The sequence below is a fragment of the Sphingomonas sp. H160509 genome (genome assembly GCF_024124765.2).
Taxonomy (GTDB): domain Bacteria; phylum Pseudomonadota; class Alphaproteobacteria; order Sphingomonadales; family Sphingomonadaceae; genus Sphingomonas.
Map to the genome: position 1 here is coordinate 270,463 of NZ_JAMXSR020000002.1, position 14,894 is coordinate 285,356.

Annotated in this window: 10 protein-coding genes and 4 pseudogenes; 7 read left to right on the forward strand and 7 right to left on the reverse strand. The window is 62.2% G+C overall.

Annotated features, from left to right (window positions below):
- Positions 1 to 27 precede the first annotated feature (27 nt).
- Positions 28 to 903, reverse strand: coding sequence for a transglutaminase-like domain-containing protein (locus NHF48_RS03000; protein WP_253070181.1), 876 nt, complete (start codon positions 901 to 903; stop codon positions 28 to 30).
- Between the two features lie 275 nt (positions 904 to 1,178).
- Here NHF48_RS03000 and NHF48_RS03005 point away from each other — a divergent pair, with 275 nt between their 5' ends.
- Both NHF48_RS03005 and NHF48_RS03010 read left to right on the forward strand, forming a co-directional pair.
- On the forward strand, positions 1,179 to 1,643 hold the full coding sequence (locus tag NHF48_RS03005) for a hypothetical protein (protein WP_253070182.1): 465 nt from the start codon (positions 1,179 to 1,181) through the stop codon (positions 1,641 to 1,643).
- 541 nt (positions 1,644 to 2,184) lie between these two features.
- Positions 2,185 to 3,768 (forward strand): MFS transporter, encoded by a 1,584-nt coding sequence (locus NHF48_RS03010; protein ID WP_263816674.1) that lies wholly within the window; start codon positions 2,185 to 2,187, stop codon positions 3,766 to 3,768.
- Positions 3,769 to 4,493: 725 nt separating this feature from the next.
- On the opposite strand, the gene NHF48_RS03015 is transcribed toward NHF48_RS03010, so the two are convergent.
- Together NHF48_RS03015 and NHF48_RS03020 are read right to left on the reverse strand one after the other, a co-directional pair.
- Positions 4,494 to 6,449 (reverse strand): TonB-dependent receptor domain-containing protein, encoded by a 1,956-nt coding sequence (locus tag NHF48_RS03015; protein ID WP_253070184.1) that lies wholly within the window; start codon positions 6,447 to 6,449, stop codon positions 4,494 to 4,496.
- Complete coding sequence (locus NHF48_RS03020; RefSeq protein ID WP_253070185.1) at positions 6,430 to 7,614, reverse strand: TonB-dependent receptor plug domain-containing protein; 1,185 nt, start codon at positions 7,612 to 7,614, stop codon at positions 6,430 to 6,432. The genes NHF48_RS03015 and NHF48_RS03020 overlap by 20 nt, the downstream gene beginning before the upstream one ends.
- 1,378 nt (positions 7,615 to 8,992) lie before the next feature.
- Between NHF48_RS03020 and NHF48_RS03025 the strand changes: the two genes are divergently transcribed.
- Positions 8,993 to 9,760 carry a ThuA domain-containing protein gene (locus NHF48_RS03025; protein ID WP_253070186.1) on the forward strand — a complete coding sequence of 256 codons (768 nt, stop codon included), beginning with the start codon at positions 8,993 to 8,995 and terminating at the stop codon, positions 9,758 to 9,760.
- Between the two features lie 182 nt (positions 9,761 to 9,942).
- Here the strand turns inward: NHF48_RS03025 and NHF48_RS03030 are convergent, their stop codons facing one another.
- Together NHF48_RS03030 and NHF48_RS24570 are read right to left on the reverse strand one after the other, a co-directional pair.
- Positions 9,943 to 11,097: an NAD(P)/FAD-dependent oxidoreductase gene (locus NHF48_RS03030; RefSeq protein WP_342454554.1), complete on the reverse strand. Its 1,155-nt coding sequence runs from the start codon at positions 11,095 to 11,097 to the stop codon at positions 9,943 to 9,945.
- Positions 11,098 to 11,281: 184 nt separating this feature from the next.
- Positions 11,282 to 11,566, reverse strand: a pseudogene (locus NHF48_RS24570) (cyclic nucleotide-binding domain-containing protein); the annotation flags it as partial.
- Positions 11,567 to 11,737: 171 nt separating this feature from the next.
- Here NHF48_RS24570 and NHF48_RS03035 point away from each other — a divergent pair.
- The 4 genes and pseudogenes from NHF48_RS03035 (at position 11,738) to NHF48_RS03050 (ending at position 13,323) form a co-directional block, all read left to right on the forward strand.
- Positions 11,738 to 12,376, forward strand: coding sequence for a cation:proton antiporter domain-containing protein (locus tag NHF48_RS03035; RefSeq protein WP_253070187.1), 639 nt, complete (start codon positions 11,738 to 11,740; stop codon positions 12,374 to 12,376).
- Positions 12,303 to 12,686, forward strand: a pseudogene (locus NHF48_RS03040) (cation:proton antiporter domain-containing protein); the annotation flags it as partial. The gene NHF48_RS03035 and the pseudogene NHF48_RS03040, both read left to right, overlap by 74 nt.
- A 124-nt stretch (positions 12,687 to 12,810) precedes the next feature.
- Positions 12,811 to 12,891, forward strand: a pseudogene (locus NHF48_RS24575) (hypothetical protein); the annotation flags it as partial.
- A gap of 6 nt (positions 12,892 to 12,897) precedes the next feature.
- Positions 12,898 to 13,323: a hypothetical protein gene (locus tag NHF48_RS03050; protein WP_263817047.1), complete on the forward strand. Its 426-nt coding sequence runs from the start codon at positions 12,898 to 12,900 to the stop codon at positions 13,321 to 13,323.
- Positions 13,324 to 13,374: 51 nt separating this feature from the next.
- Here NHF48_RS03050 and NHF48_RS03055 read toward each other — a convergent pair.
- Positions 13,375 to 13,966: pseudogene (locus tag NHF48_RS03055) on the reverse strand (NADPH-dependent FMN reductase).
- 71 nt (positions 13,967 to 14,037) lie between these two features.
- Positions 14,038 to 14,865, reverse strand: coding sequence for an alpha/beta fold hydrolase (locus NHF48_RS03060; protein ID WP_253070189.1), 828 nt, complete (start codon positions 14,863 to 14,865; stop codon positions 14,038 to 14,040).
- Positions 14,866 to 14,894: the final 29 nt, after the last annotated feature.

Here is a 14,894-nt window from a genome sequence, read left to right on the forward strand (position 1 = left end):
CGACTTAGGAGCACTAAGTTCGCTGGACTAAACGACGAGTTCCAGGATGCCATCGTGCGCTAGGAGGGGGTCGTGACGCGGTACAATTCGCGGTGCAAGCGCTGACATCTCTTCCGTGTGAACCTCAAAGCGGATGAGCCGCGCCCAGCCAAAAGCGGTGGTAAGGGCGGTATCAGCTGCGTCGCGGCCCACTGCCATCAAGATGCGGCCGGTACGCGGGATGCGATGCCGTGCATCGTATGCATGCCAGGAATTGCCGAGATAAACCTCGAACCAGGCATGGAAATCCATTGCGGCGTCGACGGGCGGTACGCCGATGTCGCCGAGGTAGCCGCTGCAGTAGCGCGCCGGGATATTCATGCAGCGGCACAAGGCGACTGCTAGATGGGCGAAGTCGCGACAGACGCCAACCCGTTCCCCATACGCCTCGTAAACGGTCCGTGTAGCGCGAGCGTAGCAGTACCCGTAGGTGATATGCTGATGAACGAAGTCGACGATCGCGCGGACGCGCGAAGCCCCTGGTGTGGTTCCGCCGAACAGGCGCCAGGCCTCCGTCGTCAGGCGGTCGGTGTCGCAGTAGCGACTGCCCAATAGATATGTAAGTATCTCCGCCGGGAGTTCCTCAACCGGTTGTTGGTCAGCGGGATACTGAGGATCGGGTTTGCCGCTATCCTCAATGACGAAGTCGCAGGACAGCGTCGTCACGCCGGTTGGCAGCATCAGGCGGGTGCAAATATTACCGAACGCGTCACGGTAGTCTTCCCGATCCGTCGCCGCGCCGATGGACATTTCGTACGGTGATCGCAGATCGACCAGTCGCGAAGGGTGAAGATTGAGCATGGCGATGACCGGCGTCGGGGCATTGCAGTCGAAGGTCAGGGTATAGCCAGCGTGGATGAGCATAGTGCCTCGTCGAGAAAGCACCCGCGATGAACCGGACCGGCCGCCGATGATGTTTACTATAAACCAGCAGCGGGCTTGGTGGTTGCCTGTTCCCGCGTAATGAGCCTGTGCTCCCACAACGTTTCCCCCGCGAGAGGTGCACGATCTGGAGCCCGCCTGGTTTTGGCCACGGAAAACACCGCAGCGAAGTTCGCCCTTCTTAGGCCATCCTCGCACCAGGAAGGAACCAGTAGTCAAACCCATTCGCTCCGGGCGCTACCACTGAGGAAACAGCGATGGATGAGTTTGCGCGCATGATGAGTATGGAGGGTGTGCGTCCTCTCAACACCCTGAAAGAAAACCCCAGCCGTATTGTCAAACAGCCGTCGCCAGTCCCCAGCCAACCCCAAGTAACGCCGCTGGAATTGGGTTCGGGCGGATATGCATGGGTTACAGGAAAACGTGCGCGCACTGCGCTCGAGACGGCCTTGGAGCGCCTTGCTAACGAGATCCGCAATGGCCGCCGTGGCTGGGCAACCGGTATTCTACAGGATGGCAGGACGGTCACATTGCCGGCTTCGTCAGGAGCGGCATCGCTGCTTGGCACCGCAGATCGTCAATCGCTGCGCCTTATGATCGTCGGCGGCGACGGCTGGACCTTCGTCATGCATCCGTTGATGGGGGTCGCTACGCTCGATGACGATCCTGCCGAGTCCGAACGAGTGTCCAAAGTTGGGAGGCGGGTAGAGGCACGTGGATGACCGTTTATGGGTCCAACGGCCCGCCGGTCGCCAAGCTTAAATCCTCGGTATGAAAGCAAACGCTATCACGGCAAGAAGGACACCGTCGTCATAATCGAGCATTTCGCACCTGACGCTTATGGCCTCCTTATTCTAGCACCTGAGATTGCGCTTGGCAGTGGCTGGCTTGGCGGCGACAGGGTCGTCGGTCGCGCAGCCATCCGTGACCTTTTAAAGAAGGCCGATCGTTTTCACCAAGACGAACGGCAGAGACTAACTATCCATTTGCCCAGCAGAGCGCTCACGCTCCGGTTGGATGAGGTCGAACGATACTACGGAGCGTAACACTGCTCCGCGATGGCAGCTGAATGGATGCTCGGGTCCGAATAGCACTTTAGTAGGCTAAGCGGCCGCATTTCGGTCAAGGGCGGCGGAGGGCAGGGTAGCCATTGGTAATTGGGTCGTGTCTGTTCAAAGCAGTGGGGCGCCAGCCGCCCGATCGCGCCGTAGACCAATGATCACGCTCCACCTAGAAGCTGGACTTGTAGCTTGGGGGGCGAAGATGCAGGCGATGAAAAGCACACTGTCTGACCGACAGGCTGTCTGGGCCTTCGTGTTGGGCTGTCTCGCCGTGACTGCGGGCGTGGCCGCGCATTTGCCAATGTTCGCGATGGCGCAGTCGATGCACTATCATCTGGCCGGCATGCCGATGGACACCATGATGGTGGCCGGTATGGCGCTGATCGTGCTGGGTACTCTGGTGGCGGCCTATGGTCTGCTGCCGCGCGATGTGGCGGCCCGGCGCGCGGCAGCGGCTGGCATCGTGATCGCGGCGCCGGAAGACGCGGCGCTCAGGCCAGCGCATTGGGGTTTGATGGCGGTGTTGGTCATTGCGCTCGTGATCGACGTGATGAAGCCCGCTTCGCTCGGATTTACCGTGCCCGGTATGATCAGCGAATACGGCGTGCCCAAGAAGACGGTGTCGCTGGTGCCGTTCTTCGCGCTGGCCGGAACGGTGACTGGATCGGTGCTCTGGGGCTGGATCGCCGACATCTACGGCCGCAAGGCTTCGATCCTGTTGTCGGCGGTAATGTTCGTCGGCACGTCGATCTGCGGCGCGATGCCAAGCCTCGCCTGGAACATCGCCATGTGTTTCATGATGGGTGCCGCGGCGGGCGGCATGTTGCCAGTGACCTATGCACTGCTTGCCGAGATGATGCCGAGTCGCCACCGCGGCTGGAGCCTTGTCCTGGTCGGTGGGCTGGGCGCCGTCGGCGGATATTTCGCGGCGAGCGGCTTGTCGGCGGTGCTGCAGCCTATCTTCGGCTGGCGCATCCTTTGGCTCGCCAATCTTCCTACTGGGCTGACCCTGGTCGTCCTCGGCGCGTTCATACCCGAATCCGCCAAGTTCCTGCTCGCGCGCGGGCGGGTCGACGAGGCTGAGGCGGTGATGCGACGGTTCGGCGCGCAGGCGCAGCGACCTAGCACGGGGGTCATCGCTGAAAAGCGTACCTCGCATGCGCCGATCGGCGTGAAGCTCTACGGCAAGCTGGCCGCCCTTAGCCTATGCGCCCTGTCGTGGGGACTGATCAACTTTGGGCTGCTGCTCTGGCTTCCGGCCGATCTGGTCGCCAAGGGCTATTCCGTGGGCCTCTCAAGCAGGCTGCTCGCGGAAAGCGCGCTCATCGCCTTTCCTACCGTCTTCGTCGCGGCCTTTCTGTACAGCCGATGGAGCACGAAATGGGCGCTGGCGACGATGATCGCGGTGACCCTAGCGGGCTTGCTGCTGGTACTGCGTTTGGAATTTGCAGGTAGTGGCAGCCCCGTGCTGCCAGTGGCGCTGCTGATTGTCGGGACCAACGGCATGATTGCGACCGTGCTACCGTATGCGGCGGAGAGCTTTCCGCTGCGAGTTCGCGGGCGCGCCACCGGCTGGGTCGCGGCCTGCACGAAGGGTGGCGGACTGCTGGCCCAGGGACTGACGATCAGCGGCATCGTCCTGTCGATGGGTATATCATCGTTGCTGGTGATGGTGCCGACCGCGCTTTCCCTGATGCTGATCGCGTGGTTCGGCCACGAAACGCGCGGCCGCGATCTGCGCGATCTTGATGCCGACAGCGGTCAACTTGGTCACGCAGCGTTATAGGTCTCCCGAATTGCAGCGATTGACGTCTGCTTCGCTGTACCTTGACGGCTCAAGGGGCAATTGCTTGCCCGTTCCCATAGCCGTTCCGTGGTCAGCCTGCCCCACAAAGCGGTTTCGCCTTCAACATGAACAAATGGCAGAAGTTGAGAAACGAAAAACGCGCCGCAAATGGCCGGGTATGGGTCGGCGCGGATGTCGACTGATTCGGTAATCAGACGATCCACCTATCGAGATGCGCGCAGCCCTGCGATACCGCCAAAAACGGCGATCACGGTTCATCCCCGTTCAGCGCTCGTAATGAGATGTTGAGGACGGACGGCTATCGATTGGCTATGGCGTGTCGTTCATCAAAACCCCAACCGTCTAGGCTGGCGTAGGACGAGCGAACGGACGTTCGCATTGCCGTTGATTGAGCTATGACAATCACCGCGGGCAAGTTTGGCAACAAAACTGGTCGGGTCAAAACTGCACGAGTTTGGGGTGCGGAATTGAAACGCGCCTTGGGGTGACCATCGGCACATTCGTACACATTGCAATCCCATATTTTGCCGACGTTTCCGGCTGGGTCGCCTGGAGCAGTCTGGAAGCAATTGATATCGATTTTTGCAATCCGATACCGACTCGTGTTCTCGAATATATCGTTGATCAGAACATCGCAAATTTCGCGTAACAGTAACACGGCTCAGACTGCGTCATTCGATATCTGCACTGGCGTCATCCATACGCTACTCAAAACAGGAGCGCCGCTTACGTACGCCCCTGTTTTGTAACAGTCCGGACTTTAGAACGCGAAAGTAGCACCTGCACGGAAGGTGCGACCTACCACGCCTGCGTAGTGCCAGCTTGGCAGATAGTTGACGCCCGAGTAAGACGCAGGTGCAAGTGGGGGCTTTCTCGTTGGTGAAGTTGCCGACGTTGACGTAGAACGAGAAGTCTTCATTTACTTTCACCGTAGCATTAAGATCGGCATAGATGAACCGCTTTACGTTGCAGTACTTAGCCTGCGACTCAGCTGTCGGATATGCATAAAGACTTCCAGCCGCCGTAGCGCACGAAAGATCAATGTTGCCGTTGGCATCCGCCGCCTCTTCGTCCGCTGCGACCTGGCGGATCTTTGAGACGTAATAGGCCGTTGCGGTGAGCGAAAGCGGCCCCAGCTCCAACGTGTTCTGCCAGTTGCCACGCCACTTCGGAGTACCTGCACCCGACGACAGCTCGTACGGTCCAAGCGTCCCGACGTACTTGCGGACGACGCCATCGCCAAAGTCGACGTTAAACTTCAGCACCTGGGTCACGTCCAAGCGACTGGTGAACTTGACGTCGTCGTTGATGGGTATAGCCGCGGTCGCGGAGTAGTCGATTCCCTGCGTCTTGAAGTAGCCTGCGTTGACGTATGGACCGTTGATCACGAGCACGCGGGGCAGCGCGTTCGGGAACAATGGATCTATCGCATCGACGGCACCCACCGAGTAGCCCGGAATGGCGGCGACGGCCGCGGTCGCAGCAGCAAGGTTGGTCTGGGAGTAGTACGCGGCACGTGCGTCACCGGCGTTCGGGCCCGCCACGATCACATCCGACTTTTTGACGTTGTAGTAGTCAACCGTGAGGCTGAACACGCGGTTCGGTGCGAACACTAGCCCGCCGGTAAAGCTGCGCGACTTTTCAGGCTTCAGGTCTGGGTTGCCCGAGAAGCCACCACCCACGCTGTAGGACTGAGCATAGGGATTGGAGCTGCCGCCATGCGCGAGCACGAATGAAGCTGGCGGTGCGAAGGTTACGAAACCCGGATAGCTCGAACGCGGGTTGCTTTCGGCGAAGGTGGGCGCGCGGAAACCGTTGGAGTAGGTACCACGGACGGAAAGCTGTTCGATCGGCGTGAACTTTGCACCAATCTTCGGCGAGAAGTGGCTGAAGCCTTCAGAATAATGATCGTAACGTCCGGACGCGTTGACTTCGAACTGCTTGACGATCGGCGCGTTCAGCTCGAAATATCCGGCTGAGACGGTATGCTTGCCGAACGCGGCAGCGGTGTTGCTGTAATTCAACAGGTCCGGGTTGGTGCCGGGGTTGTCCAGCGTCTCGCGACGCACCTGTCCGCCGACTGCAAGCTGCAACGGACCGCCTGGCAACTGGAACAGTTCCTTGCTGACCGATGCGTCGAGCGACGCAAGCGAGGTGGACGAACGCGCCAGGATGTTTGGCGCAACCAGCTGCCGGACTGCCTCGGTGTTCAGTTCCGGATTCACGAAATTGTACGCACCCGTGTTCACGGCCTGCTGCAGGCCGGCAATGCTTGGCGTGCCAAACTGCTCGATCTTCAGGTTGTCGCGTGCGCCGACGGCCTCGACACGCCAGTCCCAGCCGCCGTCGAAGGTGCCGTTGAAGCCGATCGCGCCACGGATGACCTCGTTGCCGCGGTTGGATCCGGTCAGCAGGTCACCGAACAGGTAGTAGATGCGTGCCGCACTGCCCTCGGCGGCGAACGGGTTGTTGGGGTTCAGCGTACGGGTCGCCGACGTCGCGCAGTTAATGCCCGATGCGCAGATGTACTGCGGCAGGACGATGCCGGGATTGTTCGATGCGGTCAGCGGCGATGCGCCGTAGGGCTGGCGCTGGCGGATCGCGCTCGGCGAGCTGGTCGGGTAGATGATGTTGACCTGGCTATGGGAATAGCTTCCCAATACGTAGGCTTCGACGTTGTCGCTGATCTTCAGGCTGAGACGGCTGGTGAAGGAGAACTTCTCCTGCAGCGGCTGAACCTGGCTGTAGTCGCTTGTGATGTTGCGCGAGCAGCCGGTACCACGATTGGTGCCGGTGGTCAGGGGTGTAGGTGCCGTTCGGGCAGTTCGCGTTCAGCAGTTGGAAGTTGTAGAACGGGTTACCGTTAGCCTGCAGGCCACTCGGGGTGTTCGCGATCGAGCCTGCGAGCGGATTGTTCAGGTCGGTCTGCCCTGCGCGTACCACCACCGCGTTGGTTGTTGCGGTAGTCAGCGAACTGTCGGCCGCGTTGTTATCGGCCAAGCCGAGCGAGGACAGGTCGTTGGTATTGTACGGGAAGCCCACGTCACGACCGGAGATGCGTCCGTCGCGCTGATACTCGCCGTTGACGTAGAAGTTAAAGTTCTGCGTATCGTAATCACCGACGCCGGCGGTCATGTTCGCGCGGTAGCGCGAGCCATAGCCGTGCTCGGCGATGCCGCCTTCAACAGTACCGGTGACGCCCGTGAACCGCTTCTTCAGGATGACGTTGACCACGCCGCCGATCGCGTCCGCGCCATAGGTCGACGAGGCACCGTCCTTGAGCACTTCGACGCGCTCCACCGCGCTAAAGGGAATGGAATTCAGATCGGTGTACGAATTGTGCCCATCGTCGTTGATAGGGAACGCGGACGAGCGGAGGCCGTCGATCAGGATCAACGTCGAGGACACGCCGAGACCGCGGAGCGAAACGGCCGACCCGCCAGCCGAAAACCCGCCCTGGAAACCTGTTGGGATCGAGCCGGCGCTGTCGGCGGAGACCGAGCGGAGAGCATCGGCGATCGTCGTTACACCTGCACGTTGCAGCGTCTGGCTTGTCAGGACCGTGACCGGCGAAGGGGTCTCGGTGTCGGTGCGGCGGAACAGCGAACCAGTGACAACGATCTCGTCGCCGGCCGTCTGCGCGGCCGCGGGATCAGTCTGGTCGGTAGTGGCGTTCACCGCGTTTTGAACGGGAGTAGCGGCCGGCGATTCTTGCGCCGGCGCGGACGCCGTCGCGTCCTGCGCAAACGCTGCCGTCCCTGCGAATGCAAACGGCGTAGCCGCAGCAAGCAGAAGTGCTTTGGTCGTGAGCGAAATGCTTTTCATCGTTATCCCCTACCTGAACCAGTTGACCGCACTGCGATCCCCGGATGCACCGCCCATTTTCATCACGCCTAAGCGCGACCCCTGAAGGACGCATCGAAAGGTAGGTGAGACTGTCGCAATTTGTAAAGATCGTAAAAATGCAGGCTGACTTTGGCAGCAGGCTGTTACTCAAATGACACGCCGAAAGTTGGGAACGTATATTTGCGGCAAAGCCTATGGCGTTAACCGGACGCAGACGGCTGGAGTTTGGCGCCTAAAACGCCTCACACATTCAAATGCAGATGCGGGTTGCACTAATGGGGCAGTTAACTTAACCTAATCTCTGCGTGTCGTTAGTCCCTTTTCGACAGCGTACCCTCGGGCGGCTTCGGTCGCCCTTTTTTGTACCGGCTGGTGTCACGTGAGCTCCGTGGTCCCTCCTACTGAGACCCTCGCGCACCGAGGAACTCCAGCGCTGAAGCGGAAGTCGGCGCTGAAGTAGCCTGTTCTGCCGTTGCCGTAATGATCACCACGCCGCAGTTGGAAGCTGGCGGGGCAGCGGGCAGTGCCAAGGCTCTGAACCTTCTCCGCGGGAAAACTGAACGGATGGCAAAAGTTGGGGAGCCAGAAAGAGGCCGCGAATGACTGCAAGTGGGTCTGCATGCTTGGGGCGTTGCTCGCACATAAACGACACGGGGATTGCGGCGGGGCAACCTTGCGGCGCTACAGATTGAAGCGTATATGGGTCGGGCTACGATGTTCTATGTCTATAGGTCATCCCCTGAGCCCCGAGCGTTCCAGCGTTCGGGGCTCAAACTTTTAAGGACGCCCCAGCGTTCCAGCGCCGGGACGTCCCCAACTCGGCCTAGTGGCGCGACAGCTCGATGATTTTCACTACCAAGCTGAGGAGCGCGACGACGAGCGTCGCGACGCCGAGTACCAGTGCTACGATTGTTGCGGTGTCTATATGTATCACCTCCCTTGACCGCCCGGGTTGGGCGGCCACGGGCCGGATAGGCTCTCTGGCATTGATAGACTAGCCTTCCGACGCGGAGAAGGTGGCAACCCTAGGCGACGATCATCAATGATCTACAGCTCGGAAGTGATCTGCGGCAACGCGAGTGAGTGCGAGAATCCGTGCGCCCGGACATCGAAGAGCAACTGAACAAACGGCCGAAGTTGAGGAGGGAGAAGAGGACCGTGAATGTCTGCTTCTGGGTCGCTTTGCCGCCGACTGTCTGATCGGAGCCGTCTGCCGTATGCCAACGCCGCCAATTTCGAGAGGTTGAGCCGCTGTCGGTAGAGCAGTCGCATACCAGCGTCGCTCGCCCACAAAGGTCTGGCTGGCGCTGGCTTGTTCCCGCGCTACAAGAACATGAGCTGTTGGGAGGAGTACACGATGAAGGCCGTTGTTCGGGTAATTGCCGCCCTATTTTGCCTCGTTATGCCTTCCACAAGCTGGGCCGAGGATCAGTTCAAGCTGCTCGTGATCGCGACACCCAGCAAGTACCATTACGAGTATATACCTGTGGCGCGGGAAAACCTCGAGCGTTTGGCGAGGCTCCACTCGTTCGGGGTCACTTGGACGAGTGACCCTGCCGTCTTCGACGACGACCTGCATCAGTATGCAGCGGTGCTCTTCCTCAACACACCAGCAGAGCAGTTGAGCCAGGCGCAGCGCAGCCATTTCGAGCAGTATATGCGGTCGGGTGGGAATGCCATGGTAGTGCACCGGGCAGCGATCATTCCGCCCAATGCCTGGCCGTGGTACGAGAAGTTAATCGGCCGCTCCTTCATCAACCATCCGATGGTCCAGACTGCGGTCGTCACCATTGCGGACAACGGATTTCCCGCGACATTTGGCTTGCCGGACCGCTGGATTTGGAGCGACGAATTCTACGTCACCAGCAACCCATATAGCATCACGATCAATCCCGTGCTGAAAGTGGACGAGGCTAGCTACGATCCGACCAGGATCTGGCCTGGCCAAGTGGGCAAACGGATGGGCGGGGACCATCCAGAGGCGTGGTTCCAGCAGTACGAGAAAGGGCGCGTGTTCGTCACCCTGCTCGGGCACAATGTCGAGATGTACCGGGACGAGCGGTATCTACAGCACCTGCTAGGCGGCATATACTGGACGGCTACGGGGTTAGGGCGACGGGGTTGACCCGTCAGCGATACGGCGTTGAAGCCTGTCGAACGTAAGATCTGAAGCCGACCGAACGGCTGGTGAACAAACGACCGTTTACGGGTGTCCTTGATCGGCTGCGGACGTCCGCCTCTGGGTCACCACGCTAATCGTTCGATCAACTGGTCGAAGGCGAGAGAAAAAGCGGCAGCGGCTTCCGATTAGGCACGGTTCACTCCGCGCACATGCTCCCAGACGTTGGAAATGACGACTGATCCTTCTCCTACCGAGGACGACACGCGTTTCACCGACCCGGCGCGGACGTCGCCGACGGCATAGATGCCTGCGCACGACGTGGCGAAGGGCGACATCGCGCCAGCCGCCTCGCCGGTGAGCACGAAGCCCTTGCCGTCGAGAGCGACCAGTTCTGAGAGCCAGCCCGTATTGGGTGCCGCACCGACCATCACGAAAACGGCGCAGCTTGCCACGGTGCGGTCGCCGTCTCCGTTGCGGATCGTCACCGCCTCCAGCCTGTCCCCGCCATGGAGTTCGACGGCATGGGTGCCGTATTCGATAGTGATCGCAGGGTCCGCCTCGAGCCTGCTCGACAGATAGCTGGACATGGACGAGGCCAGAGTGTCGCCGCGTACCAGCAGGCGAACGTGCCGCGCCGTACGGCTGAGGAACATCGCGGCTTGCCCGGCCGAATTACCGCCGCCGATGACCAACACCTCCGTATCCCGGCAGAAGCGCGCCTCATTCTCGGTCGCCGCATAATAGATGCCCGTGCCCTCGAACTCGGCAAGGCGTGCGATCGGCAGGCGTCTGTACTGGACCCCGGTGGCAACGACGACAGAGGCGGCGAGTACGCGCCGACCATTGGCGAAGGTCGCACAGAAGGCGCCATTGTCGAGCTGGTCCAGCGACTCGATCCGCCGGGGCATGACGAAGCGCGTGCCGAATTTCATCGCCTGCACCTCGCCGCGCCACACAAGATCGGCGCCTGAGATGCCGGTGGGAAAGCCCATATAGTTTTCGATCCGGCTGGACGTGCCGGCTTGGCCGCCGATCGCGGTCTCGTCGACCACCAGCGCGCGCAACCCTTCGGCTCCCGCATAGACGCCCGCCGACACGCCGGCGGGGCCGGCCCCGACGATGAGCACGTCGAATGCCTCGTCCTCGGGAACATCCTGATCGAGTCCGAGCAGCCTTGCCACCTTCTCCGGCGTCGGATCGCTCACCACCACGTCGCGGCCGAACACGACGACGGGCTCCAGCGGTGCGGTTCCGCAACTGCTGGCGACATGCGCGGCCTCGTCGCTGCCAAGCGGGTAGGAGCGGTAGGGCAGGCGGTTGCGCGCGGCGAACTCGGCCACTCGTCTGACGGCCTTGTCCCCCCTCTTCGCCAACCAAGACCAGCATGCCATCGCCGGCATCCAGCTGCCGCCGACGGCGTGCCGCCAGCACCGTGATGACGATGTCTGACATCTCCGGTATCGCCGCCATCAGGCGAAGCATTGCGGATCGCGGGACTTCGACCACGGTCGTGTCGCTCGCGGCGCGCATCGGTAGCGACCATGTGCCGCCGGACAGCAGCGAGATCTCGCTCATGAACTGGTTGGGGCCAAGCGTCGAAGGCACCAGTCGATCGCCCGTGAACGGGTTGACGACCTCGATCTCCCCATCCTCGACATAGACGAAGCGGTCGGCCGGCGCGCCGATCTCGGCCAGCATCGTTCCCTTGCAATACTGCGTGCGTGTTCCCGCCGCTAGGATCGCGGCAATATGCGCAGGCTGCAGTGGAACCCGCTGCATTTCCCGCAGGTCACGGCCAATCGTTTCCATGAACGCTTTCCCCTATGCACCCCGACATTAGCCCGTCCAACGCGGCGACGGCAATCGCCCAGGAACGGTGTAGCCGGAATACGGGCGCTACCCGATACGCGCCCCGATCGCATTGACGCCGTTCGGGACAGATTGCAGGACCATCGGACGGGCAGGAAAAGGGACGGCTTTGTGCATCCAGCGGCGAACTTCGAGCTGATCATCCTGATGTTCCTGGTGGTGCTGGCGCTTCACTATCTGGCTCGCCGTCTGTCGCTGCCACCAGCAGCGGCGCTGATCGTCGGCGGGTGCGCGGTGGCCTTCGTACCGGGTGTGCAAGGGATCGCGATCGATCCGGAGCTGGTGCTTGTCCTGTTTCTCCCACCCCTGCTGATGGACGGCGCGTGGTTCACCGCGGTTGCACCGTTCCGGAGGCACATGGCCGGCATTCTCTCGCTGGCGGTCGGCGCCGTCTTCTTCACCACGGCGGTCGTGGCGATCGTGACCAGGCTGCTGATGCCGCAGCTGCCCTGGGCCGCCTGCGTCGCGCTGGGCGCGATCCTGTCGCCGCCCGACGCGGTATCCGCCCGCGCCGTGTTGCAGCGCGTGAAACTCCCGCGCAGGCTAACCACGCTGCTCGAAGGCGAAAGCCTGCTGAATGATGCCGCGGGTCTCGTGCTGTTCCGTTTCGCGGTGGCGGCGGTGCTGACCGGCAGCTTCCATCTGGGGGGCGGCGACCGGAACGTTTTTCGTGCTGGTGGCGGGCGGCATCGCGGTCGGCGCGGCGATCGGCGGGCTCTGGGTAGTTCTGCTACGCCGGCTCGGCGATGATACGCTGATGATCGCAGCAACCGTGCTGGTCTGCTGGAGCGCCTATATCGCGGGCGAATTGCTGCACGTGTCCGGCGTCATTGCCGTCGTCACCGCGGGCCTTGTCTGCGGCTGGTATCAGCATGTCGTCTTCACCGCCCGCGTGCGCATCCGGGCGATGGCATTCTGGCAGGTGCTGGTGTTCCTTCTCGAAGCCACCGTATTCCTGCTCATCGGCCTGTCCTTGCGGGGACTGCTGGACCGGGTCGGCGGGCTCGACATCGTCGTAGACACGATGGCGCGGCCCGTGCTGCTCATCGTCCTCGCGGTCGTCGCTGCGCGGTTCCTGTGGATATTCGCCGTCGATGCCGGCGTCGCGACCGGTCGCCGCATCGGGTGGACGCGACAGCAACCGCTCCGGAACGCGGGCGGCGGTGGTGATGAGCTGGGCCGGGATGCGCGGCGTGGTGACGCTTGCGGTTGCGCTCTCGCTGCCCGAGGCGATGCCAGCGCGGGATCTGATGCTCGTCACCGCCTTCGTCGTGATCCTCGTTACCGTCCTGGTGCAGGGCACCTCGCTCGGCTGGGTTATCCGGGCCGTGAAGCCGCATGATGACGGCAGCGCGCGACCGCCGCTCGATCTGCACGCCGCCGAGATGATACTGTTCCAGGCGCAGTTGGCGCTTGTCGAGCGCGAGGCGGTGGCGGTCGATGGCACGGTCATCCACCCGCAGCTCCTGCGGCGCTACCGCACCCGGGCAACGGCAGCCGATGCGTTTGACGGTACGGTGGAGGAGCGCAACGTGGCGATCGCGAGCCATTTCGACGTCATCATCGCCGCGGTCGCGGCCGGCCGTGCCGAGCTGGTTCGCCTGCACCGTGGGGGCCGCATCGATGACGAGACGCTCCACGATCTCGAGCACGATCTCGACCTCGAGGAACTGGCCGCAGCGGCAGCGAAGGGGTGAACGCGCTCGGTTACTCGGCGCCGCGATGAAGACGCGCGGACGGCGGCCGGATCAATAAGGCGGGTCGAGCCGCTCGCGCTGGGCGCGGGCGGCCTGCGTCCACCAGCCGAGATCATCGGCGAAACGCGGGAAGGCGCGGGTGAGGGGCGGCACCGCCGTCGCCCGCCGGTTCTCCGGTCGCATCGAAGGCATGGCCGATCCCACCCACCGCGATCGTGCTCGACACCACCACCATGCCCATCTCGGACAGGATGCCGTGCCATGCGAGGCCGGCGCGGGCACCGGCGAAACGTCCGGCCGAATAGCTGACGATCGCTGCGGGTCGCCAGTACCATTCCTCGAGGAAATGGTCGGTGAGGTTCTTGAGCCCGGGCTGCACGCCCCAGTTATATTCGCCGGTCACGAAGACGAAGGCGTCGGCCGTCCTGATTTTTTCTGCGAGTGCCTCAAGCGCGGGCGGCGCCTCGCCGCTGGGATGCTCCTTGTACATGCGGTCGAGCATGGGGAGGTCGACCGCCCTCGCGTCGATGAGCTCGGCCGATGCTCCGCGCTCGGCAAAGGCGCGGACGAGCCACTCGGCGAGGCGAATGCCCTGTCGGTCGGAGCGATAGGAGCCGTAGAAGATCAGGACCCGATCGGGCATCGCGGCAATTCCTCGTTAAGCGTGTCGTGCAGAAGCACGGAGCGCCCCATCGCTCCGTGCCCTGCCATGGATCAGCCTTCGATGAAGGCGAGCAGATCGGCGTTGATCCGATCGGCATTGGTAACCGGCATGCCATGGGGAAAGCCGGGGTAGGAGATGAGCCTGGCGTCCTTCACGATTTCGGCTGACATCTTGCCCGTGGTCGCGAACGGAACCACCTGGTCGTCCTCGCCGTGAAGGACCAGCGTCGGCACGTCGATCGCCTTGAGGTCGTCGGTGAAGTCCGTCTCGGAGAAGGCCTTGATGCCGAGCGTATGGGCAAGCGCCGAGCCCATCATGCCCTGGCGCCACCAGTTGAGCCGCACCGCGTCCTTCACCTCGGCGCCGTCGCGGTTGTACCCGAAGAAGGGGAGCGTGAAGTCATAGTAGAATTGCGAACGGTTCGTGGCCGTCTGCTCGCGCACCATGTCGAATACGTCCATCGGCACGCCGTCGGGGTTGGCGTCGGCCCTGACCATGATCGGCGCGACCGCACTGACCAGCACCGCCTTCTTGACCCGGCCCGGCTTGGCGCGCGCGACATAGCGGGCGACCTCGCCACCGCCGGTCGAGTGGCCGACATGGACTGCATCGCGCAGATCGAGCGCGTCGGTCAGCGCGATGACGTCGGCGACATAGGTGTCCATGTCGTGACCATTCGCCGACTGCGTCGAACGACCATGCCCGCGGCGATCATGCGCGATGACACGGTAGCCCTTCTGGACGAAGAACATCATTTGCGCATCCCAGTCGTCCGAGCTGAGCGGCCAGCCGTGGTGGAACATGACGACGGGTGCATCCGTGCTGCCCCAGTCCTTGTAGAAGATTTCGGTCTCGTCGGCGGTGGTGATGAAGGGCATTCGAGGTCTCCTCGGGCTTGGTTGGGTAC